Source organism: Tepidiforma bonchosmolovskayae (assembly GCF_008838325.1).
Classification (GTDB): domain Bacteria; phylum Chloroflexota; class Dehalococcoidia; order Tepidiformales; family Tepidiformaceae; genus Tepidiforma; species Tepidiforma bonchosmolovskayae.
Genome location: NZ_CP042829.1, coordinates 1,554,121 through 1,577,533, shown reverse-complemented (window position 1 = coordinate 1,577,533; position 23,413 = coordinate 1,554,121). Strand labels below are relative to the sequence as shown.

At 70.2% G+C, this 23,413-nt stretch carries 23 protein-coding genes and 1 riboswitch; of the genes, 9 read left to right on the top strand and 14 right to left on the bottom strand.

Features of this window, described 5'->3' with window-relative positions; translation table 11 throughout:
- Window positions 1-13: 13 nt before the first annotated feature.
- Window positions 14-1,057 (bottom strand): LLM class F420-dependent oxidoreductase, encoded by a 1,044-nt coding sequence (locus tag Tbon_RS07875; protein WP_158067155.1) that lies wholly within the window; start codon window positions 1,055-1,057, stop codon window positions 14-16.
- A gap of 71 nt (window positions 1,058-1,128) precedes the next feature.
- Complete coding sequence (locus Tbon_RS07870; RefSeq protein WP_225734577.1) at window positions 1,129-2,361, bottom strand: PQQ-dependent sugar dehydrogenase; 1,233 nt, start codon at window positions 2,359-2,361, stop codon at window positions 1,129-1,131.
- Between the two features lie 145 nt (window positions 2,362-2,506).
- Here Tbon_RS07870 and Tbon_RS07865 point away from each other — a divergent pair, with 145 nt between their 5' ends.
- Both Tbon_RS07865 and Tbon_RS07860 read left to right on the top strand, forming a co-directional pair.
- Window positions 2,507-3,862, top strand: coding sequence for a cytochrome ubiquinol oxidase subunit I (locus Tbon_RS07865; RefSeq protein WP_225734576.1), 1,356 nt, complete (start codon window positions 2,507-2,509; stop codon window positions 3,860-3,862).
- Window positions 3,852-4,865, top strand: a complete 1,014-nt coding sequence (locus tag Tbon_RS07860) for a cytochrome d ubiquinol oxidase subunit II (RefSeq protein ID WP_158067151.1) — start codon at window positions 3,852-3,854, stop codon at window positions 4,863-4,865. Before Tbon_RS07865 ends, Tbon_RS07860 begins: the two co-directional genes overlap by 11 nt.
- Before the next feature lie 6 nt (window positions 4,866-4,871).
- Here Tbon_RS07860 and Tbon_RS07855 read toward each other — a convergent pair whose 3' ends face one another.
- Window positions 4,872-6,002 carry an alpha/beta hydrolase gene (locus Tbon_RS07855; protein ID WP_158067149.1) on the bottom strand — a complete coding sequence of 377 codons (1,131 nt, stop codon included), beginning with the start codon at window positions 6,000-6,002 and terminating at the stop codon, window positions 4,872-4,874.
- Window positions 6,003-6,031: 29 nt separating this feature from the next.
- Entirely contained in the window at window positions 6,032-6,955 is a 924-nt protein-coding gene (locus Tbon_RS07850; RefSeq protein ID WP_158067148.1) for a cyclase family protein, read from the bottom strand.
- An 86-nt stretch (window positions 6,956-7,041) separates the two neighbouring features.
- On the opposite strand from Tbon_RS07850, the gene Tbon_RS07845 reads away from it, so the two are divergent.
- The 4 genes from Tbon_RS07845 (at window position 7,042) to Tbon_RS07830 (ending at window position 11,468) form a co-directional block, all read left to right on the top strand.
- Window positions 7,042-8,316: an FAD-dependent oxidoreductase gene (locus Tbon_RS07845; protein ID WP_318655373.1), complete on the top strand. Its 1,275-nt coding sequence runs from the start codon at window positions 7,042-7,044 to the stop codon at window positions 8,314-8,316.
- A 53-nt stretch (window positions 8,317-8,369) separates the two neighbouring features.
- The gene (locus Tbon_RS07840; protein WP_158067146.1) at window positions 8,370-9,356 is read left to right on the top strand and encodes an NAD(P)H-quinone oxidoreductase; all 987 of its coding nucleotides are present in this window, start codon (window positions 8,370-8,372) and stop codon (window positions 9,354-9,356) included.
- 108 nt (window positions 9,357-9,464) lie between these two features.
- Entirely contained in the window at window positions 9,465-9,764 is a 300-nt protein-coding gene (locus Tbon_RS07835) for a hypothetical protein (protein ID WP_158067144.1), read from the top strand.
- Window positions 9,765-9,920: 156 nt separating this feature from the next.
- Entirely contained in the window at window positions 9,921-11,468 is a 1,548-nt protein-coding gene (locus tag Tbon_RS07830) for a carboxylesterase/lipase family protein (protein WP_158067143.1), read from the top strand.
- Here the strand turns inward: Tbon_RS07830 and Tbon_RS07825 are convergent.
- Both Tbon_RS07825 and glnA read right to left on the bottom strand, forming a co-directional pair.
- Window positions 11,465-12,049, bottom strand: coding sequence for a DJ-1/PfpI family protein (locus Tbon_RS07825; protein ID WP_225734575.1), 585 nt, complete (start codon window positions 12,047-12,049; stop codon window positions 11,465-11,467). The two genes, Tbon_RS07830 and Tbon_RS07825, sit on opposite strands and share 4 nt — an antisense overlap.
- Before the next feature lie 112 nt (window positions 12,050-12,161).
- Window positions 12,162-13,607: a type I glutamate--ammonia ligase gene (gene glnA / locus Tbon_RS07820; protein WP_158067141.1), complete on the bottom strand. Its 1,446-nt coding sequence runs from the start codon at window positions 13,605-13,607 to the stop codon at window positions 12,162-12,164.
- A gap of 268 nt (window positions 13,608-13,875) precedes the next feature.
- Here glnA and Tbon_RS07815 point away from each other — a divergent pair, with 268 nt between their 5' ends.
- Both Tbon_RS07815 and Tbon_RS07810 read left to right on the top strand, forming a co-directional pair.
- Entirely contained in the window at window positions 13,876-15,132 is a 1,257-nt protein-coding gene (locus tag Tbon_RS07815) for a M16 family metallopeptidase (RefSeq protein WP_192497833.1), read from the top strand.
- A 46-nt stretch (window positions 15,133-15,178) separates the two neighbouring features.
- A complete protein-coding gene (locus Tbon_RS07810; protein ID WP_158067137.1) occupies window positions 15,179-15,652 on the top strand; it encodes a hypothetical protein in 474 nt (157 codons plus the stop codon).
- Window positions 15,653-15,669: 17 nt separating this feature from the next.
- On the opposite strand, the gene Tbon_RS07805 is transcribed toward Tbon_RS07810, so the two are convergent.
- The 5 genes from Tbon_RS07805 to Tbon_RS07785 all read right to left on the bottom strand — a co-directional run bounded on the left by Tbon_RS07805 (window position 15,670) and on the right by Tbon_RS07785 (window position 18,805).
- A complete protein-coding gene (locus Tbon_RS07805; protein ID WP_192497832.1) occupies window positions 15,670-16,137 on the bottom strand; it encodes a DUF2269 family protein in 468 nt (155 codons plus the stop codon).
- A gap of 151 nt (window positions 16,138-16,288) precedes the next feature.
- Window positions 16,289-16,822 (bottom strand): hypothetical protein, encoded by a 534-nt coding sequence (locus Tbon_RS07800; RefSeq protein WP_158067134.1) that lies wholly within the window; start codon window positions 16,820-16,822, stop codon window positions 16,289-16,291.
- Window positions 16,819-17,301, bottom strand: coding sequence for a hypothetical protein (locus tag Tbon_RS07795; protein ID WP_158067133.1), 483 nt, complete (start codon window positions 17,299-17,301; stop codon window positions 16,819-16,821). Before Tbon_RS07795 ends, Tbon_RS07800 begins: the two co-directional genes overlap by 4 nt.
- A gap of 66 nt (window positions 17,302-17,367) precedes the next feature.
- Window positions 17,368-17,503, bottom strand: a riboswitch (cyclic di-AMP (ydaO/yuaA leader).
- Window positions 17,504-17,588: 85 nt separating this feature from the next.
- Entirely contained in the window at window positions 17,589-17,966 is a 378-nt protein-coding gene (locus Tbon_RS07790) for a cupredoxin domain-containing protein (RefSeq protein WP_158067131.1), read from the bottom strand.
- Window positions 17,963-18,805 carry an FTR1 family iron permease gene (locus Tbon_RS07785; protein WP_158067129.1) on the bottom strand — a complete coding sequence of 281 codons (843 nt, stop codon included), beginning with the start codon at window positions 18,803-18,805 and terminating at the stop codon, window positions 17,963-17,965. The genes Tbon_RS07790 and Tbon_RS07785 overlap by 4 nt, the downstream gene beginning before the upstream one ends.
- A 156-nt stretch (window positions 18,806-18,961) precedes the next feature.
- On the opposite strand from Tbon_RS07785, the gene Tbon_RS07780 reads away from it, so the two are divergent.
- Window positions 18,962-20,212: an NYN domain-containing protein gene (locus tag Tbon_RS07780; protein WP_158067127.1), complete on the top strand. Its 1,251-nt coding sequence runs from the start codon at window positions 18,962-18,964 to the stop codon at window positions 20,210-20,212.
- A 9-nt stretch (window positions 20,213-20,221) separates the two neighbouring features.
- Here the strand turns inward: Tbon_RS07780 and Tbon_RS07775 are convergent, their stop codons facing one another.
- From Tbon_RS07775 to Tbon_RS07765, 3 genes are all read right to left on the bottom strand, one after another.
- The gene (locus Tbon_RS07775) at window positions 20,222-21,847 is read right to left on the bottom strand and encodes a CTP synthase (protein ID WP_158067125.1); all 1,626 of its coding nucleotides are present in this window, start codon (window positions 21,845-21,847) and stop codon (window positions 20,222-20,224) included.
- A gap of 75 nt (window positions 21,848-21,922) precedes the next feature.
- Window positions 21,923-22,384, bottom strand: a complete 462-nt coding sequence (locus Tbon_RS07770; protein WP_158067124.1) for a SufE family protein — start codon at window positions 22,382-22,384, stop codon at window positions 21,923-21,925.
- A gap of 79 nt (window positions 22,385-22,463) precedes the next feature.
- Window positions 22,464-23,333, bottom strand: a complete 870-nt coding sequence (locus Tbon_RS07765) for a sulfurtransferase (RefSeq protein ID WP_158067122.1) — start codon at window positions 23,331-23,333, stop codon at window positions 22,464-22,466.
- Window positions 23,334-23,413: the final 80 nt, after the last annotated feature.

The window sequence follows — 23,413 nt, the reverse complement described above, 5'->3', positions numbered from 1 at the left end:
GACCTCCTCGAGGCTAGCGGGTGTTCGCGAGCGCGCCGATCAGCTCGGCCATGAGCTGGAGGACGCGGCTGTCGCGGGTGGCGATGAGCATGGTGCCGACGCCGGAATCCTCCCACGCTTTGTAGCGCTCGCGGATGCGCTCGACGGGGCCAACGAGGGACATCTCATCGGCGAGCTCGTCGGGCACGGCTGCCTCGGCTTCGGCCTTGCGGCCGGCGAGGTAGAGCTCCTGCACGCGGGCGGCGGCCTCGGTGTAGCCGTAGCGCTGCATCAGCTCGTTGTAGAAGTTTTTCTGGCGGGCGCCCATGCCGCCGACGTAGAGGGCGATGCCGGGCTTGGTGGCGGCGAGGCCGGCCTTGACGTCGTCGGTGATGACGACGTTGCAGGTGGCGACGATGTCGAAGTCCTTCATGGACTTGCCGCCCCCGGCGCGGGCGAAGCCGGCCTCGAGGTCGGGCCGGAAGACGTCCATGCGGTAGGGGGAGAAGAAGGCAGGGATCCAGCCGTCGGCGATTTCGGCGGTGAGGCGGATGTTGTTGGGGCCGAGGGTGGCGAGGTAGATGGGCATGTTCCGCCCGTGGAGGATGCTCTTGAGGGGCTTGCCGAGGCCGGTGGCGCCGGGGCCGGTGTAGGGGAGGTTGTACTCCTTGCCGTGGAACTCGACCGGCTCTTCGCGGGCCCAGATCTTGCGGAGGATGGCGACGTATTCGCGGAGGCGCGCCGCCGGGTGGCCGTAGGGCTGCCCGTGCCAGCCTTCGACGACCTGGGGGCCGCTGAGGCCGAGGCCGACGAGCATGCGGCCGCCGCTGAGGGCATCGAGGGTCATGGCCGTCATCGCCGTCATCGCCGGGGTGCGGGCCGGGATCTGCATGATGGCGGTGCCGAGCTTGATGCGCTTCGTCAGGGCGGCGAGGTAGGCGAGCGGGGTGACGGCATCGGAGCCGTAGGCTTCGGCGGTCCAGACGGAATCCCAGCCGAGGCGTTCGGCTTCGAGGACGGTATCGACGGGCAGTTCGAGTTTTGCGCCGGAGTAACCGAGGTAGAGGCCGAGTTTCATGGGTGCACTCCAGGGTGTTGCAGGGGTCGGCGGATAGCGTAGCGCCCCGGACCCCGGCGTGCAGCGGCGGCTCAGCGGACGACGAGGCGCTCGAGGGTGCCGGGCTGGTCGCGGACGATGTAGAGCTCGCCGGCGTCGTCTTCGCCGAAGGAAGAGATGCCGGTCGGGAAGTCGGGCAGGCGGTCGGCGCGGACCCGTTCGCCCTCGCGGCGGATGGCCCACGCGGCGCCAGTGCAGTAGTCGGCGGCGAAGTAGGCGCCGCGGAGCGCGGGGAACGCGGCGCCGCGGTAGACGTACCCGCCGGTGATCGAGCAGCCGTCGCTGTGGGTGTATTCGAAGACGGGGAGGATGAGACCGGAGGACTCGCAGCCGCTGGTCGGGCGGTAGCAGGCGGTGCCTTCCATGATGCTCCAGCCGTAGTTCTGGCCGCCGGGGGAGCCGGCGGGCTGGAAATCGACCTCTTCACGGGCGTTCTGGCCGACATCGGCGATCCAGAGGTCGCCGGTCTGGCGGTCGAAGCTGAAGCGCCAGGGGTTGCGGAGGCCGTAGGCCCAGATTTCGGGGCGGGCGCCGGCGCGGCCGACGAACGGGTTATCCGACGGGATGGCGTAGGCGAGGCCGGCGGCGGGGGGTGCGTCGACATCGATGCGGAGGATGGAGCCGAGCGGGTTGGCGAGGTCCTGCGCGGAGCGGAGGGGGTCGCCGGCGCCGCCGCCGTCGCCGAGGGCGACGTAGAGGAAGCCATCAGGCCCGAAGGCGAGCATGCCGCCGTTGTGGTTGCTGTACTGGTCGGGGATGGCGAAGAGGACGCGCCCGGAGGCAGGGTCGGCGCGGTCCGGGTCGGCGCTGGAGACGCGGAACTCGGCGAGGGTGTTGGCACCGCCATCGGCGGCGGTGTAGTAGACGAAGAAGCGGCCGTTTTCGGCGAAGCGGGGGTGGAAGGCGAGGCCGAGGAGCCCCTGCTCGTTGCCGCTGGAAGTGACCCGGGAGCGGATATCGAGGAACGGCTCGTCGGCGACCTGTCCGCCGCGGACGATGCGGATGGTGCCGCGCTTTTCGAGGACGAAGAGCCTGCCGCTGCCGTCGCCGGCCCCGGTGACGAAGGTGGGGCGCTGGAAGCCAGCGGCGACGCGTTCGAAGGCGATCCCCGGGAGGGGAGGGAGGGCGGGTGTGGTCGGCGTACCGCTCCCGGCGGGCGATTGGGCGGGGGTGGGTTCGGGGGCGGGGGCGTCGGCGGTGCCGTCGCAGGCAACGGCGATGACCCAGACGACGAAGGGAAGGATGCCGATGGAGAGCGCTCGCACCACGGCATGGTGGCACAGGCAACGGTTAGGCGCGGAGAAAGGGGCCATTCGGAGAACCTATCGGGGCATCGACCGGTTTTGACGCGACGTGGATGCGAATCCGCGATACTGGGGACGCGCCCGGTTCGGCGCGGAGGGGACGCGCGTGGAGTTCGACACGCTGCTTTCTGCGCGGGCCCTGATGGGGCTGTCGCTCGTCTTCCACACCTTCTTCACCCCGCTCGGGATCGGCCTGCCGCTGCTGCTGTTCATCGCGGAGGGGCTGGCACTGAAGACCGGCGACCAGCGGTACCGGCAGCTGGCGCGGGCATGGACGCCGGTGGTGGGGCTGCTGTTCGCGGTCGGCGCAGTTTCGGGGACGGTGCTGTCGTTCGAACTGGGGCTGCTCTGGCCGCGGTTCATGGAGTACGCGGGCGGGATCATCGGGATGCCATTCTCGCTCGAGGGGTTCGCGTTCTTCACGGAGGCGATTTTCCTCGCGATCTACATCTACGGCTGGAACCGGATGTCGGCGTTCGCGCACTGGCTGGTGACGATTCCGATTGTCATCAGCTCGGCGATTTCGGCGGTGTTCGTGATCTCGGCGAACGCGTGGATGAACACGCCGGAGGGGTTCCGGGTGGTCGACGGGCAGGTCGTGGACGTGAACCCGTGGGATGCGATGTTCAACGCGGCGTGGCTGCACGAGGCGATCCACGGGACGCTGGCCTCGTACGTGGTGACGGGCTTCTCGGTGGCGGCGGTGTACGCGTGGCTGCTCTGGCGGAAGAAGCCGGCGGTGAACGCGCGGCTCGGGCTGCAGCTGGCGATGGCCGTGGCAGCGGTGTCGATCCCGCTGCAGATTGTGGCGGGGGATTTCGCCGCGCGGCGGGTGGCGGAGCTCCAGCCGGTGAAGTTCGCGGCGATGGAGGGGCAGTACGAAACGGAGCGGGGCGCGCCGCTGCGCATCGGCGGCATCCCGGTAGACGGGGAGACCAGGTTCGCCATCGAAATCCCGAAGCTGCTGAGCTACCTGGGCTATCGGGACTTCAACGCTGAGGTGGTGGGCCTGAATGCTGTGCCGAAGGAGGACCGGCCTAACGAGCTGCTGACGCACCTGTCGTTCCAGGTGATGGTGGGTGCGGGGTTTGCGCTGCTGTTCATCGGCGGGTGGTACTGGTGGGCGTGGTGGCGGCGGCGGAGGGCGGAGCCGGGCTGGCTGCCGGGACGGTGGCTTTCGTGGGCGCTGGCGGCGAGCGGGTTCCTCTCGTTCGCGGCGCTCCAGGCCGGGTGGTTCGTGACCGAGTTCGGGCGGCAGCCGTGGGTGGTGTACGGGTATCTGCGCACCTCGGAGGGGGTGACCGAGCGGGATGGCATCCTCGTCTTCTTCGTGCTGTTTACGCTGCTCTATGTCGTGATTTCGGCTGCGCTGATCGTGGCCCTGCTGAAGTGGCCGCACGGGCCGAAGCAGCCGGCGCGGCTGCCGGGTGCGGCCGGGAAGGAGGCCGAAGGTGTCGCCTGAACTGGCAGCGGCGGGCGTGGCGCTCGCGGCGGTGATGCTGTACGCGATGTTCGGCGGGGCCGATTTCGGCGGCGGGATCTGGTCGCTGCTGGCGTGGGGGCCGCGGAAGCAGGAGCAGCGGCTGGCGCTGGAGAAGGCGATCGGGCCAGTGTGGGAGACGAACCACGTGTGGCTGATCCTGCTGGTGGTGACGCTGTTCGTGGTGTTCCCGACGGCCTATGCGGTGATTTTCGAGGCGCTGTACGTGCCGCTGTTCATCGCGCTGCTGGGCATTGTGGCGCGGGGCGCGGCCTTCGCCTTCCGGCACTACGGGCAGCGGGAGAGCCGGCTGGCGCGGCAGTCGCTCCAGTGGTTCTCATGGGCGAGCGTGGCGACGCCGTTCACCTTCGGGCTGGTGATCGGTGCGGTAACGGGCGGGCACATCAAGGTGGATGGCTCACGGGTGCTCTCCGGGCCGTTTGCGGGGTGGCTGGGGCCGTTCGCGTTGATGTGCGGGCTGATCGGGCTGCTGACCTGCGCGTTCCTTGCGGCGGCGTACATGGTGCCGCGGACGGAGGGGGCCCTGCAGGAGGACTTCCGACGGCGGGCGATTGCGGCGTCGCTGGCGCTCGGCGTTGCCACGACGGTGGCGATTCCCGTGGCGGCTGCCGATGCCGACGCCTTCGCAAGTCACCTGGACGATGCGCGGGTGGTTGCTGCGATGGCGGCGACGGCGCTGCTCGGGCTGGCTGCGCTCTGGGCGCTCTGGACGCGGCGGGCCCGGCTGGCGCCGCCGCTGGCCGCGGCGACGGTGGCGGGGGTGGTGGGCGCCTGGGGGCTGGCGCAGCACCCCTACCTGCTGGCGAACGCGCTGACCTACCGGGAGGCCGCAGCGGAGCGGATCACGGTGGTGTCGTTCCTGGTGGCGCTGCCGATCGGGTCGCTCATCCTGGTGCCGTCGCTCTGGCTGCTCTACTGGACGTTCTCGCGGGATACGCTCCGGGGCGAGGAGATTGCGCACTAGGCGCGGCTATTCGAGGGCGGCGAGGAAGGCGCGGACGGCATCGGCGTAGCCCTCGGGGTCGACGTTCCAGGCGCGGACGTGGCCGGCGCCGGGGACGCGGACGTACCGGACGATATCCGGGCGGGCGGCGGCGAGGGCGTCGCTCGTTGCGACGGGGACGGTCGGGTCGGCGTCGCCGTGGAAGAGGAGGACCGGGACCTGGAGGTCCATGGCGGTGCGGCGGTAGTCGAAGTCGTCCCAGCTGAACCGGTAGCGGCGGGCGGCGATGCGGTTGGAGACGGCGAGGTACCAGAGGGGGATGCGGCGCTGGCGGGCGCCGTGGGCGACGGTGCTGCGGAGGTCGAGCATGGGGGCATCGAGGATGAAGCCGGCGGTGCGGGAGGCGAGGTTGGAGCGCTCCATGAAGGAGAGGCAGATGGCGCCGCCCATGGAGTAGCCGACGAGGAGGATGCGGCGGGCGCCGAGTTCGATGGCGAAGCGGACGGCGGCTTCGAGCTCTTCGTATTCGTCGCGGCCGTAGGTGTAACGGCCGTGCGGCGCGGGCGGGCAGCCTTCGTCGTTGCGGTAGGTGATGGCGAGGGAGGGGTAGCCGGCCTCGGCGAGGAGGGGGAGCAGGCGGAGGGTCTCGCGACGGTTGGCGCCCTTGCCGTGGACCATGACGGCCCAGGTTTCGCGCCGGCCGGGGGTGTACCACGCGGGGAAGCGGCCGAGGGGGGCGGGCACGTCGACCTCGTCGAAGTCGATGCCGTGGGCTTCGCGGGGGTCGCCGGGGAAGGCGAAGGGGTCGAGGCGGGCGAAATCGCCGACGCGGAGGTCGCCATCGAGGGGGGTGAATTCGCGGATGGCGACGACGCCGTTGGATTCGAGCACGGGGCCGAGGAAGGCGCGGCCGCGGGCGGCTTCGAGGAGGTAGCGGCCGGGTTCGAGATGGGCTCCGGGTGCGCCGGCCGGCCCCCGGCGGAGGGTGATGCGGCCGGGGGCGATGGCGGTGATGCGGACGCTGAACGGAGCGGGGAGCCGGTCGGACGCTGGGTCGAAGCCGGCACGGTGGAGCATGCGGGAGAGGAGGACGCCGGGTGCGAGGAAGGCGGCGGCGCTGGCGGCTGCGGCGGCGGCCGCGAGGGTGCGGGTGCGCATACGAGGATGGTAGCGGAGGCGGAGGCTGCTCAGAACAGGGCGATGGGGTTGACGGGTGAGCCGGTGCCGCCGCGGACGTTGAGCGGGGCAACGGTGAGCATGAACTCCCAGCGGCCCTCTTCGCGGCAGGCGCGGGCGAGGGGGTCGAGGTTGGCGTTATCGAGCAGGGGGAGGCCCATGAAGACGATGGCGAGGACGTGGACGGGCCCGCCGGCGCGGGGCGGGTCGTCGAAGATGGCGTAGCCGCTGGGGCGGGCGTCCATCATGTCCCAGCCGAGGAGGGCGACGTCGTGCCGCTTCAGGACGGGGGCCGTGTCGGCGTGGAGGCCGGGCGACGGCTGGACGCCGGGCGTGCTGCCGGGGTTGGCGGCGTAGAAGGCGGTGCGGCCGCTGTAGACGAGGACGGCGTCGCCGGGTTCGAGGGGGGTGCCCTGGGCCTCGGCGGCGGCTTCGAGCTCCCAGCCGCGGACGGGGGCATCGAGGGTGACGTACTCCGTCCCGCGGAGGCGGGGGATATCGAGGAGGACGCCGCGGGTGACGATGCCGTCCTTCCACGCATCGACGGCGCCGGCGCGGGCGCCGAGTGAGGTGACCTCGCTGGCCGGGCGGCCGTTGTACATCTGGCCCTGCCAGAAGATGTGGCAGAGGGCATCGATGTGGGTGGTGGCGTAGCCGTGGAAGAGAAGGCCGATGTAGTCGACGGAGAAGTCGGCGCCGGTGCGGACCCAGTGCTGGGCCGGGTTCCAGTTGCCGGGGCCGCCGACGGTGTTGAGCGGGTGGGCGATGGAGACGGCCCGGCCGGTGCGGACGAGGGCGGCGGCCCGGCGGCGCTTTTCAGCGGTAATGAGGTTGATGGTGCCGGCGGAGTCGCCGGGGCCCCAGCGGCCCCAGTTCGAACAGAGGTCGAAGTAGCGGGCGACCTCGTCTGGCGTGGGCAGGGGATGGTCCGGCATGGCGCACCTCGCGGCGTGGTGGTGCGCGGGAGTCTAGCACCGCGGGCGCGCGACAGGCGGCGCCCCGGGAGGGCAGAATGCGGGGCGTGAGCACAGCCTTCATCGTCGAGCCGGAGCGGCGGGTGCCGGTCATCGCCGAGACCGATGTGCTCGTCGTGGGCGGCGGAGCGGCGGGCATCGCCGCGGCGGTGGCGGCGGCACGGCAGGGCGCCCGGGCGATGCTCGTGGAGCGGTACGGTTCGCTCGGCGGGCTGGCGACGAACGGGCTGATCATCCTGCTGCTGACGCTGGACGACGGGCGGGGCCGCCAGGTGGTGGCGGGGCTGTGCCAGGAGATGGTCGACCGGCTGACGGCGCGGGGGGCGTGCATCGCGCCGCCGCGGGAGGAGTGGGGCTCGCCGGACCCGGCGCTCATCGAGAAGTACCGGCGGCTGGGGCTGGTGTGGGGGAGCGGGCCGCACGTGGTGCGCTACTCGGCCGCGTACGACCCGGAGGAGTTCCGGGTCGAGGCGGACCGGCTGGTGCTCGAGGCCGGGGTCGACCTCCGCTTCCACCGGTGGGCGGTGGGCGTGCGGAAGGAGGGCGGCAGGATTACGCACGTCATCTTCGAATCGAAGGCGGGGCGCGAGGCGGTGGCGTGCGGCGCGGTGGTCGATGCGACAGGCGATGCGGATATCGCCGTGCTGGCGGGCGAGCCGGTGGAGCGGGAGCTGGTGCACCCGTGGCTCTGGTTCCGGACGGCGAACGTGGACGAGGCGGCGGCGGAGGCATCGCCGCTGCGGCCGACGTACTACCGGACGGTGCACCCGGGCGGCTACCTCCACCCGTGGGGCGCGGCCGAGCGGATCGGCCGGGCGATCGACGCGACGAACCCGGATGACCTGACGTACGCCGAGGTGGAGTGCCGCAGGCTGGCCCGGGCGGAGCTGGACCGGCTGCGCGGGCAGGCTGCGGGCTTCGAGCGGGCGTGGCTGGCAGGGTTCGCGGCGACGCTGGGGATTACCGAGTCGCGGCGGCTGGTCGGGCGGCACCAGCTCAGCCGGGAGGAGATGGACTGCCACCTCGAGGACGTGGTGGCTGTCACGGGCCACTGGACGAAGTACGGCGCGGTGTACGAAATCCCCTGGCGGTCGCTGACGGCGGCGGGGACGGCGAACCTCGCGGCCGCCGGGCGGTGCATTTCGGTGGACCACCGGGTCCACCACGCGACGAAGGAGATCCCGGCGTGCTTCGCGACCGGCGAAGCGGCGGGGGTGGGCGCGGCGCTCGCGCTGGAGCGGGGGTGCGGGCTGGCGGAGGTGGAGGTGTCGACGCTGCAGGCGCGGCTGCGGGCTGCAGGGGCGTGGCTGCCGGGCCCGTAGCGGGGGCGGTGGCGTAGGATCGGCGGCGAAGTTTCGCGCGGGGGCGAAGAGCCATGAAGGCAGTCGTGATCACGCGGCCGGGCGGGCCGGAGGTGCTGGAGTACCGCGAGGTGCCGGACCCGGTCGCGGGGCCGGAGGACCTGCTCATCCGGGTGCGGGCGACCGCGCTGAACCGGGCCGACCTGCTGCAGCGGATGGGCGGCTACCCGCAGCCGGGCCCGAAGCCGGCGTTCGAGATTCCCGGGCTGGAGTATGCGGGCGAGGTGATCGCGGTCGGTGAGCGGGTGGAGGGCTTCGCCGTTGGCGACCGGGTGATGGGGCTGCTGGCGGGCGGGGGCTACGCCGAGCTGGTGGCGACCCACTACCGGCTGGCGGTGAAAGTGCCCGACGTCCTCTCGTGGGAGGAGGCAGGCGCGACGCCGGAGGTGTTCATCACGGCGCACGACGCGCTGCTGCAGTGCGGGCTCGCGGCCGGGGAGCGGGTGCTCATCCATGCCGCGGGGAGCGGGGTGGGCGTGGCGGCGACCCAGATTGCGAAGGTGATGGGGGCCTCGCTGGTGGCCGGCACGGCGGGCAGCGCGGAGAAGCTGGCGCGCGCGGCGGAGCTGGGGCTCGACCTCGGGATCAACTACCGGGAGCAGGACTTCGCCGAGGAGGTGCTGCGGGCGACGGAAGGGAAGGGGGTGGATGTGATCCTCGATGTGATCGGCGCGGAGTACTGGGAGCGGAACCTGCGGGCGCTGGCCGTGAAGGGGCGCATGGTGGTCGTGGGGCTGATGGGCGGCACGGGGGCGAGCACGAACCTCGGGGTGCTCCTGCAGAAGCGGCTGCAGGTGCGGGGGACGACGCTGCGCGCCCGGCCGATGGAGGAGAAGGCGGCGGCCACCCGGGCGTTCGAGAAGAGCGTGCTCCCGCACATCGCAAGCGGGCGGGTGAAGGTGGTGATCGACCGGGTGTACGCGCTGCGGGATGCGGCGGAGGCGCACGCGTACATGGCGACGAACGCGAACTTCGGGAAGATCGTGCTGGTTGCGGAGTGACGGAGTTGACGCGTTGACGGCGGACCGGCTAGGGTGCGGCTAACCGCAGCGGCTTTCGCTTCCGAATGCCGCTCGGAATTCTTGCGTGCGCACCAAGGAGCAAGCACGATGGCCGTAGACGGCACCTGGAATATCACCCTTTCGACGCCGATGGGCGACCGGCCGGCGCAGCTGACGCTGAAGACCGACGGCAACGCGCTGAGCGGGACCTTTGGGAGCGAGCGTGGCTCGCAGGAGTTCTCGGGCGGGACGGTCGATGGGAACAACGTGACCTGGAAGACGATGTTCAGCGGCGCGATGGGGCCGATGGAGCTGACGTTCACCGGCACGGTCGACGGCGACACGATCGGCGGGACCGTGCAGTTCGGGGCCTTCGGCTCCGGGACGTGGAAGGGCACCCGGGCGTAACCACGGCACCACGACGGGCGGGGGCGGCTATCGCCGCCCCCGTTCGTTTCTGCGGGGCGAGGAGCTGCACGCGCACGGCGGGCGAGCAGCGGAATTTCTGCGAAAGTTCGTCGAATTCTTGACGATGCAACTGCAGGGCGAAGGAGGGCGGCTAGAATGCCGGGCAACGCAGCGCAGGGAGCGACGGAGATGCCGATCGTGGAGACCAGTTTCGGGCGGCTGGAAGGCGTAGCCCGGGAAGGCCATGTTGCGTTCCTGGGTGTGCCGTACGCGGCGGCGCCGATCGGACCGCTGCGATGGAAGGCGCCGATACCGCCCATCGCGTGGCCGGGGACCCGCCCGGCGGTGAAGCCGGGGCCTGCGGCCCGCCAGACCTCGCACCCGATCCCGGGGTTCGCCGCGAGCGGCCCGCAGAGCGAGGACTGCCTGTACCTGAACGTGTTCACGCCGGCGTGCGACGGGGGGCGGCGCCCCGTGCTGTTCTGGATTCACGGCGGCGGGTTCACCCACGGCAGCGGTTCGGAGGCGCTGTACGACGGCGGGCCGCTGGCGCGGCGGGGCGACGTCGTGGTGGTGACGATCAACTACCGGCTGGGGGCGTTCGGCTACTTGCATCCTTCGACCCGGCTGCCCGGGCGCGGGCTGGCGAACAACTGCGGCCAGCTCGACGCCATCGCGGCGCTGCGGTGGGTGCACGAGCACATCGCCGCGTTCGGGGGCGACCCGGGGAACGTCACGATTTTCGGCGAATCGGCGGGGGCGGCATCGGTCGGCACGCTGCTGGCGATGCCGGCTGCGAGGGGGCTGTTCCACAAGGCGATTCTGCAGAGCGGGGCCGGGCGGGCGATGGACCGGGACGGCGCGGGAGCGGTGGTCGACCGGGTCGTCGAGTCGGCAGGGCTGCCGTCGGCGGAGCGGCTGCTCACGGTCGATGCCGACCGGCTGCTGGAGGCCCAGGCGAAGGTGGCGGCGAGCCGCGGGTTCGGCACGCTGCTGTTCGCGCCGATGGTCGACGGGGAGACGCTGCCGATCCAGCCGTTCGAGGCGGTGCGGGCGGGGGCCGCGGCAGGCATCCCGGTGCTGATTGGGACGAACCGGGATGAGGTGAAGCTGTTCACGGCGATGCAGCAGCGGGCGCCGCTGGACGATGGCGGGCTCGAGCGGGCCGTTGCGGGGATGTTCCCCGGGGCGGGTACGGAGGCTGTGCGTGCTGCCATCGGCGCGGTGCGGGAGAGCCGGGCGCGGCGGGGCCTCCCGGCGGAGAACCTGGACATTCTCGACGCGCTCTGGTCGGAGGGGATGTTCCGGGCGAACGCGCAGCGGCTCGCGCTGGCGCAGCGGGCGCATGAGCCCAGGACGTACGTGTACCTGTTCACGTACGCCTCGCCGGCGCGGCGGGGCGCGCTTGGGGCGTGCCACGCGCTGGAGATGCCGTTCGTGTTCGGGACGCTGGGCGCTCCGGGGCAGGACCGGTTCGCGGGCACGGGCCCGGAGGTGGAGCGGCTCTCCGCGAACATGATGGATGCGTGGATTGCGTTTGCGCGGACGGGCGACCCCTCGCACCCGGGGATCGGGCGGTGGGAGCCGTACGAGGAGGAGACGCGGCCGACGATGGTGTTCGACCTGGAGAGCCGGCTGGAGCGGGACCCGTATGCGGAGGAGCGGCTGGCGGCGGCGGCGCTGCTGGGGGCGGCGGTCGGTTAGCCCCAGGGCTCCGGGTAGTACTCAGCGGCGTCGCGGACGGCGCGGGCGAGCTCTTCGCCCCAGAGGCGGCGGATGAGGTGGAGGGCCATGTCGATCCCGGCGGAGACGCCGGCGGCGGTGACGATGTCGCCTTCATCGACGTAGCGAGCGCCCTCGACGAGTGTGACCCGGGGGTTCCTGGCGAGGATGGGAAGCCCGACGCGGTGCGTGACGGCACGACGGCCATCGAGGAGGCCGGCGCGTTCGAGCACGAGCGCTCCTGTGCAAACGGAGGCGGTAACGGCGGCGCCCCTGCGGAGCCGTTCGATGGCTGCCAGCATGGCCGGGTTGTCCCGCTCGCGGCGGGTGCCGATTCCGCCGGGGATGATGACGACATCTGCGGCCGGAGCGTCGTCGAAGGTACAATCCGGGAGGACGCGGAGCCCTTTGGCGCAGGTGACGACGGCGCCGGTTTCGCTGGCGGTGTAACAGCGGACGTCACCGGGGCGCAGTTCGCCGGCGAGCGTGAACATCTCCCATGGACCGATGAAATCGAGTTCTTCGGCGTCGTCGAAGAGCAGGAAAGCGATGGTGTGGGGCACGCGCGGTCCCCGAGCTTGTGAACCAGGGAACGGTAGCAGCCGGCGCGGCGGAAGAAAACGGCGGCGCCCCGGGTGGGGCGCCGCCGTGCGGCTGGAGGGCGGTGCGGGCAGCCTACGCGTCGAAGTAGAGTTCGAACTCGTAGGGATGCGGGCGCATGCGGATGGGGTCGACCTCGTTTTCGTACTTGTAGGCGATCCAGGTCTCGAGGACGTCCTCGGTGAAAACGCCGCCCTTGAGAAGGAACTCGTGGTCTTCTTCGAGGGCGCGGAGGGAGCCATCGAGCGACTGGGCGACGGTGGGGATGTTGGCGAGCTCTTCGGGGCTGAGGTCGAAGAGGTTGATCTTGTCGAGCGGCTCGCCGGGGTCCCACTCGTTGATGATGCCGTCGAGGCCGGCCATGAGGATGGCGGCGAAGGTGAGGTAGGGGTTGCCGGAGGGGTCCGGCGGGCGGAACTCGACGCGCTTCTGGCGCGGGTCGGGGCTGACGAGCGGGATACGGCAGGCCGCGGAGCGGTTTCGGGCGGAGTAGACGAGGTTGACGGGCGCTTCGTAGCCGGGGACGAGGCGCTTGTAGCTGTTGGTGGTGGGGGCGGCGATGGCCATGAGGGCGCGGCCGTGGCGGATGAGGCCGGCGATGTAGTGCTTGCAGAGCTTCGAGATGCCGGCGTACTCCTCCCCGGCGAAGAGGTTGACGCCGTTCTTCCAGATGGACAGGTGGGTGTGCATGCCGGAGCCGTTATCGCCGTACAGGGGCTTCGGCATGAAGGTCGCGACCTTGCCGTTGCGGCGGGCGACGTTCTTCACGATGTACTTGTAGAGGAGGGCCTTATCGCCCATGCGGGTGAGGGTATCGAACCGCATGTCGATTTCGCCCTGGCCGGCGGTGGCGACTTCGTGGTGGTGGAGCTCCACCTGGATGCCGCACTCCTCCATGACCTCGACCATCTCGTTGCGGATGTCGGTCTGGCTGTCGTGCGGTGCGACGGGGAAGTAGCCGCCCTTGACGCGGGGGCGGTAGCCCTGGTTGAGGTCGCCGCGGAGGGTGGCTTCGGCGTTGCTGTTCCAGATGCCTTCGTCGGAGTCGACGAGGTAGGAGGCGGTGTGCATCTGGTTGGAGAAGCGGACCTCATCGAAGATGAAGAACTCGAGTTCGGGGCCGATGTAGACCGTGTCGCCGACGCCGGTTTCGCGGAGGTACTGCTCGGCCTTCCGGGCGATGTAACGGGCATCGCGGCTGTAGGGCTGGCGGGTGACCGGGTCTTCGACGTTGGCGATGACCGAGAGGGTGGGGGTTTCGATGAAGGGGTCGATGAAGGCGGTTTCCGGATCGGGGATGAGGAGCATGTCGGACTCCTCGATCTTCTGGAAGCCGCGGATGGAGGAGCCGTCGAAGCCGTAGCCGTTCCGCCAGGGTGAGCGGTTGTAGTCGGTCCAGTCGTTCAGCTCGCGGATGGGGCGGGTGATGTGCTGCCACTGGCCGAACAGGTCGACGAATTTGACGTCGACGAAGCGGACGCCGTTCTGCTCGCAGTAGGCTTTGATCTCTTCGGGGGTCATCGCACTCCTCTGGGTGGTGGTGGGCGGGCCTCCCGATTGTCGCCCGGGCGCCGATTACGGCCACGCGCAGCGCAGGGGCTGCCGTATGAAGCTTGTGTTTCGGCGGCGGGCTGGCTCCGGGAGCGCCCTGTGTGTCGGATGCAGGGTAGGCCGCGGCGGTTTCGTGCGAATTGCGCCGGTGTTACGAACAGGTTTCGCGGGCGGTTCGCGGCAAGCGGAGGCGGCGCGTAGGATCGGGGCTGGTGCCCGGGCGGGCACGGGAGTGTCGATGCATCAGCGAACGGTTCTCGAGAACGGCCTGCGCGTGGTGACGGCGGAGCTGCCGCACACGCGCTCGGCGACGGTGAGCGTATACGTTGGCGCGGGCAGCCGGTATGAGCGCGACGAGGAGGCGGGGCTTTCCCATTTCCTCGAGCACATGCTGTTCAAGGGGGCATCGCGGCGGCCGACGGCGCGGGAGATTTCGGAGGCGATCGAGTCGGTCGGCGGGGTCCACAATGCGGCGACGGACCGGGAGGCGACGCTGTACTACGCGAAGGTGCCCCATACGGCTGCGCTGACGGTGATCGACATCCTCGCGGACATGGTGACGGAGCCGGTGATGGACCCGGCCGAGCTGGAGAAGGAGCGGGCGGTGATCCTCGAGGAGCTGGCGGGGGTGGAGGACAGCCCGGCGGAGCTGAGCGCGATCCTTGTCGATGAGACGCTCTGGCCGGCGCAGCCGCTGGGGCGGGAGATCGGGGGGACGCCGGAGAGCGTGAAGGCGCTGCCGCTGGAGGCGGTGGTGCGGTACTTCCGGAAGCAGTACGTGCCCGGCAACATGGTGCTCGCGGTGGCCGGCAATGTCCGCCACGAGGAGGTGGTCGCGGCGGCCGAGCAGTGGCTGGGGGGCGTTGCACCCGCGGAGCCGGGGCCGTGGTACCCGGCCATGCCGCGGAACGGGGCGCCGCGGGTACGGGTGCGGGAGAAGGCGACGGAGCAGGCGCACCTGTGCTTCGCCTTCCCGAGCGTGCCGCTGGACAGCGACCGGCGCTTTGCGGTGAGCCTGTTGAACATGCTCCTTGGCGAGGGGATGTCGAGCCGGCTCTTCCTCGAGCTGCGGGAGGAGCGGGCGCTGGTGTACGACATCCACAGCTATACGAGCGAGTTCCGGGATGCCGGTTCGCTGACGATTTACGCGGGGTGCGACCCGGAGAACGCGCGGGTGACGGCGGAAGCGACGCTGGAGGAGACGCTGAAGCTGCTCGCGGGGGTGCCGCCGGCGGAGCTGCAGAAGGCGAAGGAGATGGCGAAGGGGCGGATCCAGCTGCGGATGGAGGACACGCGTTCGGTGGCGGGCTGGCTGGGGTCGCAGGAGCTGCTGCGCGGGAAGGTGCTGACCGTCGACGAGGTGGTGGCGCGGTTCGATGCGGTGACGCTGGACGAGCTGCTGGAGGTGGGGCGCGACGTGCTCGACCCGGCGAAGGCGGTGCTGGCCGCAGTCGGGCCGCTCGACGAGGGGACGTTCGCGGGGATCCTCGCCTGAGGGACGCGGGTTCGACAGGCGGGCCGACCGGGCGGAGAATCGCGGTATGAGCCACGCCTACTTCGGACGGCCGCAGCCGGGTTTTACACCGGGCGGCGCGCACGTGGCGGTGTACCTCGTGCCGGTGTTTGCGGGCCGGCTGACGGTATTCGACGTGACGGCGCCGGGGGTACGGGGGAAATGGCTGCCGTGGACGGTGATGGAGTATGGGGCGAACCCGTACGAGACGGCGGCGGCGCTGGCGGATGACTGGTGCGACGGGGCGATTTCGGCGCTCGAAGTTGCCGATGTGCTCAGCTTTCCGTTCGATGCCGACGGCTGGGAGCTGGCGCTCGTGTACCGGGCGGAGCTGACGGCGCTGCCGCCGGGCGATGCGAACCGGCGGCCGGTGCTGTTCGCACCGGGCGAGGCAGACGCGATCGGGCCGTTCGACCCGGTCGACCTGCTGCGGTGGGTGGAGCGGAGCCCGGCCTGCGACCCGGGTGCGGCCCGGGCGGGCGGGGAGCCGCTGGTGTTCTGACGGGGAGCCGGAGGCGGCTAGAACGGCTTGAAGACGGCGAGCCAGGCGAGGAGGGGGACGCTCAGGACGAGGATGGTGCCGAAGACGATGGGCACGCGGTCTTCGAGGACCTGGCGGAGTTCGTCGGTTTCTTCGCCCTTCTTCTGGGCGATGAGGGCGGCGAGCCTGGCCCGCCGGAGGCCGAAGCCGAGCAGGGGCAGACAGACGAAGTAGAAGAAGATGTAGAGCAGGGTGAGGATGCCGAGCCAGGCATCCTTGAGGAAGTTGTATTCGGCGGCGACGGCCCAGAAGAAGCCGGTGATGCCGCTGGCCATGGCGCCGGGGAGGAGCACACGGGTTTCGTTGTTGGCGGCTTCAATGAGGAGGGTCGCGCGGTAGCGGAGGTCGTTGGTTGCCCAGGCGCGGAGGATGAGGGGGTAGGTGGCGCCCAGGCCGGCGCCGAGCCAGATGAGAGAAAGGACGTGGACAATGCGCCACCAGTCCAAATGGGGCCTCCGAAGAGCAGCCGGGGTGCGAAGCGGCGGGCTTCGCACCCCAGACTAGACACAGCCAGTGACTGGGTCGAGGGTCAGGCGGCGACGGGCTGCCGGAGCTGCAGCGCGGAGAGGATGACGCTGGCTGCGGCGCTCGTTTCGGTTACTGGACGACGGTGAGTTCGCCGGGGCCAGTGGCGGCGATGGTGAGAATGCCGCCGATTTCCTCCACAGTGCCGCGGACGCAGACCTCCCGGCCGGCGAAGCCGAGGAGCGGGTCGGCCGGGAAGTTCTGGCGGCTGCCGGAGGGGACGACAACCTCAACGCGGAGGAGGGCATCGAGCGGAGCGCCGACGGCGAGGACGGCATCGCCGTTGCGGTCCATGACGCCGAAGACGCGGCCCTGGAGTTCGACCTGCTGGCCGCGGTTGAGGCGCGCCTCGAGCGGCGTGATGGGATTCGCGCAGGTGAAGGTGGGCGTAAGGACGACCGGTGTCGGTGTGGCTGCCGGGGCGGTTGCCGCGGGTGTGGGCGACGTGCCCGGGGTTGCGGCAGTGGGCGTGGCAGCGGCCGGGGTTTCGACGCTGCCGGGCGTGGGTGTGGGGTCATCACCGTCGCCGCCGCAGGCCGCGAGGGCCATGGCGGCTGCGGCGGCGAGGCTGAGCATGGCGGCGCAAGCGCCGCGCGGACCCCTCATGACGCGGCCTCGAGGGAGCGGCGGCCCGGGATGGCGACGGCGTGCGTGAGCGCCGGCGAGAGCCGGTGGACGGGCCAGAGGAGGGTCCCGTGGGTGAACTCGGCGGTGGAAGGATGGAATTCGACGGGGCCGGCGCTGCCGCAATCGACGGCGATCTCGCCGCTGAGCTCACGGATGACGGCCCGGATTTCGTCGAAGCGGACGACGCGGAGCGAGACGGCGGGCATGTGGGCGGCCGCATCGCTGAAGACGCCGGTCTGGGGGTGCGGCTGGACGAGTCCGCCGACGGGGAGATGGACCTCGCAGAGCAGGTCGGACCGGACGCGGACGAAGGGGAGGCCGACGATGCGTTCGCCGGAGACGAGCGCCCAAGAGCGGAGCCTGGTTGCGGCCTCGCGGATGCGGACAAGGCTGAGTTCGGTTTCGCGGTAGACGGTCGTGCGGGGAAGGATGGCGGACGGGGAAATGGCGTACTGCATGACGCGTACCTCCTGTGTGCTGGCGGCGGGCGGGAGGGCCCGCCTGGACCGGATCGCAGAGGAGGCAGAGGCTCCTCCGAACGCCTACGGGGTTAGCTGACGGGTTCGGCGTCGGAAGTCGCCGTCCTTCGCTGTGGAAGGATGCACCCCAGGTGGTGGGTCCCCCGTTCCCGGCAGGGCCGGGATTCGGCCGAACCACCGTACCACGGAGCGGAAGGGGCGTGCACGCAGCAGCCGGAAATTGGCAGGTTTTTGGGGTTTACCCGGCACTCCCGGCTCGAGGGCATTCAGGGAGCGGACGCGATGCGGACTTCGAGCTCCATGCCGGCCTGGCGGTGGCCTGTGATGTCGCAATAGATGGGGTAGGTGCCGGAGGCGGGCGCGGTCCAGGTGACCTTCCGGGTCCTGCCCTTCGGGATGACCACCTCGTCGATGCCGGCCTCGTCGCTCTCGAATTCGTGGTCGCCGGAGCCCTCATTCTTGATGTAGAAGGTGACTTTTTCGCCGGGTGCGAGGGTCAGCGTCTTCGGTTCAAAGTACATGGTGCCATTGGGCCCGTCGCCAGCGACGATGTCGATGCGTCGGCCTTCGCTGCCGGAGCAGGCGGATGCGGCGGCGATGAGGATGGCGGCGGCAGCAAGCGGGAGGAAACGGGCGGTGTTCATGCGTGTTCAGCTCCTGGACCGGGCGTGAGATTGGGAGCGGGTCGGCCGGCAGCTGTGTAGATGGCCGCGGCAGCCGCGAGGTAGGCGATGTAGGCGATGACCTGGCCGGCGAAGGGGCTGGCGTCGTAGCCGAGGATGGCTGCAAGGAGGCGGCCGGGTCCCTGGTTGTCGGGCAGGAGGGTGTAGGTATCCCAGAGGCGCGGCCCGAGGTCGAAGAGCAGGCGGGCCTCAGCGAGTTCTTTGAGCGCGTTGGGGACCATGCCCGCGGCGAGGATGATGAGCGCGACGGCACTGACGTTGAAGAAGGCCCGGATGGGGATGGCCGCAGAGCCCCGGTAGATGGCCGCACCGGCGGCGGCGGCGATGGCCAGACCGGCGAAGGCTCCGAACCAGTACGCTGCGGCGGAATCGGCGCGGCCGCTGCCGCCGAAGAGGAAAAGGGCGGTCTCGAGGCCCTCGCGGCCGACGGCAGTGAAGGCGAGCAGGCCAAGGGCAAATCCGGAGCCGGCATCGAGCGCGACATCGACGCGCTGGCGGAGTTCACGCCCGATGGTGGCGGACTGGCGGCGCATCCAGGCGAGCATCCAGGTGAGAACTGTGACCGCGAGGAGCATCGCGAACCCTTCGATGGCCTCCTGCCAGCGGCCGGGGAGCTCGACGGCGAGGAGTTCGAGGAGAATGGCGGCGCCGAGGCTGAGGCCGGCTGCGGCGCCGGCGCCGAGCCAGACCGGCCGGGCGGAGGCGCCGGGCCGCGCGCGGCGGAGGTAGGAGAGCACGATGCCGAGGATGAGCGCGGCTTCGAGCCCTTCGCGGAAGGTGATGAGCAGGGAGTAGAGCATCGGAATCTCCTGCGCGAGGAGGGCTTCTGCTCCTCGCGCTGCCTGATCGAAGGTTAGAAATTAGGTACGGCTAATGTCGAGTGACAGTTCTGACCCATAATCAGGCGGTCGGCAGGGCTACCAGCGGGGAGGGGCGGGTTCGGCTAGGATCACGGCATGCGGGATGGCGGGAACGGGCCCGGGCACGATGACGTCGCGCTGCTCGTCGACTGGGAGAACCTGAAGTTCAGCCTGATGCAGCGGAACCGGCGCCCGAACGTGACGGCGCTGCGGGAGGCGGCGGAGCGGTTCGGGCGGGTGGCCTATGCGCGGGCATACGCAGACTGGATGGACCCGGTGCAGGCGGGCGACCCGGCGTCGCTGTACACGGCGGGGCTGGAGCCGGTGTACGTGCTCACCCGGCGGTACACGACGGCGGAGGGCGAGGCGCGCATCCAGAACTCGGTCGATGTGAAACTGGCGGTCGACTGCATCGAGGCGAGCCACCTCTACCCGAACATCGGGACGTTCGTCATCGCCTCGGGCGACCACAGCTTTTTCCATGTGGTGATGCTGCTGCGGGCGCGGGGGAAGCGGGTGGTGGTGATCGGGGTATCGTGGGCTACGTCGGCGCAGCTCGTGCAGCAGGCGGATGTGGTGCTGTACTACGACCTGGACGTGGAGCCGGAGGTGGATCGCGCGGCAGCGGCGCCCGCCAAAGAGCCGGCGGCGGTCGAGAAGATCGAGCCGCGGCTGGCCGCGGCGGCGGCGCGGGCGCTGGAGCTGGCGCAGGCGAAGGGCCCGATCTCGGCGGAGCCGCGGGAGATCGCCGAGGTGCTGAAGCAGATCCTCGCGATTGTGCAGGACTTCCGAACGAACGGGCGCGACCTGCCGCTTTCGCTGGTGGGGCAGGAGCTGCAGAAGCGGATGCCGCAGGCAGACTTCCAGCGGCTGGCGCGCGGCCGGGCGGGCGACTTCGCGCGGGCGCTGCACGAGAGCGGGCTGCTCATGATGGTAAACGCGGACTTCACGGACTGGCTGTTCCTGCCGAACGAGCGGACGGAGGCGATCGAGCGGCCGCGCAACGTGGGGCAGGAGCTGGCGAAGTACGACTACGCGCGGTTCAACTACAACGACCTGACCGAGGAGCAGCGGCGGGCGGTGATCGTGGCGATCCACGACGAGCGGAACAAGCCGGGGATCGGCTGGCTGACGTTCAATCGGATTGTGGACACGCTGAAACCGGTGGTGCGGCGCGAGGATACGGATGTGAAGAACCTGGTGAACAGCATGCTCTCGTGGGGCGTGCTGCGGGTCGGCGAGGAGCGGACGGGGTACGCGCCGGATACGGGGCAGATGTACCACTTCAAGACGTTCGAGCTGGATTTGCAGAACCCGGACGTGCGGCGGGCGCTGCACCTCGAGTAGGCGGGGCGCTCAGGCGGTGGCGGGCGCGGCTGCGCCGGCGGCGCGCCGGGCGAGGGCGGCAGCGACGAACTCCCGGAAGAGCGGATGGGGGCGGTTCGGCCGGCTCTGGAGTTCGGGGTGGAACTGGGTGCCGAGCATGAACGGGTGGCCGGAGATTTCGGAGATTTCGACGAGGGCGCCATCGGGCGAGGTGCCGCTCACACGCAGGCCCGCGGCTTCGAGGCGGGCGCGGTAGGCGTTGTTGAACTCCCAGCGGTGGCGGTGGCGTTCGCTGACAACGTCGGTGCCGTAGGCGCGGTGGGCGAGCGTGCCGGGCAGGAGGCGGCAGGGGTAGGCGCCGAGCCGCATGGTGCCGCCGAGATTGACGACGGCGTGCTGCTCTTCGAGGAGGCTGATGACGGGGTGGGGTGTTTCGGGGTCGAATTCGGTGCTGTTGGCGCCGACGAGCCCGCAGGCGTGGCGGGCGAATTCGGTGACGAGGGCCTGCATGCCGAGGCAGAGGCCGAGGTAGGGCGTGCCGGTGGTGCGGGCGTATTCGGCGGCGCGGATTTTGCCTTCCCAGCCGCGTTCGCCGAAGCCGCCGGGGACGACGATGCCGTCGATACCGGCGAGGAGGTCGGCCGGGTCGCGGGTTTCGAGGGCCTCGGCAGGCACCCAGCGGATGGTCACGTCGGCCTCGTGGGCGATGCCGGCGTGGACGAGGGCCTCCTTGACGGAGATGTAGGCATCGCGGAGTTCGACGTACTTGCCGACGACGGCGACTTCGGCGGTGCGGCGCGGGTGCTTCAGGCGGTACACGAGGTCGCGCCATTCGGCGAGGTCGCGGCGGCCTTCGAGGCCGAGGCGGTCGAGGACGAAGTCGCCGAGGCCGCGTTCTTCGAGGGTGATTGGAACTTCGTAGATGGTGTCGGCCGTTTCCATGGGGATGACGGCGCGGGGTTCGACGTCGCAGAAGAGGGCGACCTTGTCGGTGATGTCGCGGGGGACGGGGTGGTCGCTGCGGAGGACGATGGCGTCGGGCTGGATGCCCTTGGAGCGAAGTTCGCGGACGGAGTGCTGGGTGGGCTTGGTCTTCAGTTCACCGGTGGCGCCGACCCAGGGGAGGAAGCAGACGTGGACGCTGAGGGTCGCATCGCGGGGCTGTTCGTGGCGGATCTGGCGGATGGCTTCGATGAAGGTTTCGCCTTCGATGTCGCCGACGGTGCCGCCGACTTCGCAGATGAGGACGTCGCAGCCGGTCTGCTCGGCGACGCCGTAGATGCGGGCCTTGATTTCGTTCGTGAGGTGGGGGACCTGCTGGATGGTGCCGCCGAGGTAGTCGCCGCGGCGTTCGCGTTCGAGGACGGCGAGGTAGATTTGGCCGGACGTGACGGAGGAGGCGGCGGTGAGGTCCTGGTCGATGAACCGCTCGTAGTGGCCGAGGTCAAGGTCGGTCTCGGCGCCGTCGACGGTGACGAACACCTCCCCGTGCTGGTAGGGGGACATGGTGCCGGGGTCGACGTTGAGGTAGGGGTCGAGCTTCTGGATGGAGACTTTGATGCCGCGGGATTTGAGGATGCGGCCGAGGCTGGCGGTGGTGATGCCTTTGCCGACTGAGCTGACGACGCCGCCGGTGACGAAAATGAACTTCGGCATGGCCTCCTGCGTCCCGCGGTGCTCGTTCGATGCTACGTCCCGGGGTGGGCGCGGTCAACGAACATTTGTGTTACGTCACGCCGAGCCTGACTGTGCGGCCCGGGCGGCGAGGCGCTGGCGGGCGAAGGCGGTCACCATATCGGCGATGCCCATGAGGCCCATGCCTTTGCCCATGGAGACCTCCTTGCCGAAGACGGTGAAGACGCTGTCGCAGGGGACGGCGGCGACCTCTTCGAGCGGCTGGCCGGAGAGGGTCTCATCGAGGATGACGGCCCAGGCTTTGGCGGAGAGGCCCTGGGGGTTTTCGACGGCGAAGTGGAACTTCAGGGTTCCGTCGGGCAGGTCTTCGGCCCAGACGTAGGCATCGGATTCGCACTTCTGGACGTGGTGTTCTTCGGGGAAGGGGCGGGTGGCGATCCGCTCCGGGACCTCCTTGAAGCGGTCGGCGTACTCGATGAGCATGTCGATCCGCTCCTGGCGGTCGGCGAAGGCGAAATCTTCGATGACCTGCTGGAAGGCTTTTGGCGGCTGGGCCATGGGCGTGCTCCGGGAAGGCGCGCGGCGGGCAGCTGCGCCGCCCGCCGCGCGGGGGATTCGGGATCCAGCGTAGCGAAGTTCAGCGTTCGATGGGGACGCCGACGGAGTTGCCCCATTCCGTCCAGGAGCCGTCGTAGTTGCGGACGTTGGGGTAGCCGAGGAGGTACTTCAGCACGAACCAGGTGTGGGAGCTGCGTTCGCCGATGCGACAGTAGGCGATGACTTCGTCGTTGGGGGTGAGGCCGGCTTCCTGCTCGTAGATCGCCTTGAGCTCGGCGGCGGACTTGAAGGTGCCGTCTTCGGGGTTGGCCGCGCGGGCCCAGGGGACGTTCTTCGCCCCGGGGATGTGGCCGCCGCGGAGGACGCCCTCCTGCGGGTATTCGGGCATGTGGGTGCGCTCGCCGGTGTATTCCTGGGGGCTGCGCACGTCGACGAGTTTGACGCCGGTGCCGAGCTTTTTCAGCACTTCGTCGCGGAAGATGCGGATTTTGGAGTCGTCGCGCTCGCGGGCGCGGTACTCGGTGGGCGGGTAGGTGGGGACTTCCTTGACCAGCGGCCGTCCTTCCTTCTCCCACTTGAGGCGGCCGCCGTCCATCACCTTTGCGTTGGTGTGGCCGAAGAGCTGGAAGACCCAGAAGGCGTAGCAGGCCCACCAGTTGTTCTTGTCGCCGTAGAAGACGACGGTGGTTTCGGGGGTGACGCCGATGCGGCTCATGAGCTTTTCGAAGCCGGCGCGGTCGAGGTAGTCGCGGCGGAGGGGGTCGTTGAGGTCAGCGGCCCAGTCGACCTGGACGGCGCCGGGGATGTGGCCGGAGGGGTAGAGGAGGGGGTCTTCGTTCGATTCGACGATGCGGACGGAGGGGTCGTTGAGGTGCTGGGCGACCCATTCGGTGGTGACCAGGACTTCGGGATGGGCGTACCCGCGGGTAGCGATTTCGGGGTCGGACATGGGGGTGCTCCGTTCGTGATGGGGGAGGATTGCGGCGATGCCGCTGGCTGCAGTGTAACGCAGGCAGTGCACTAAGTCGA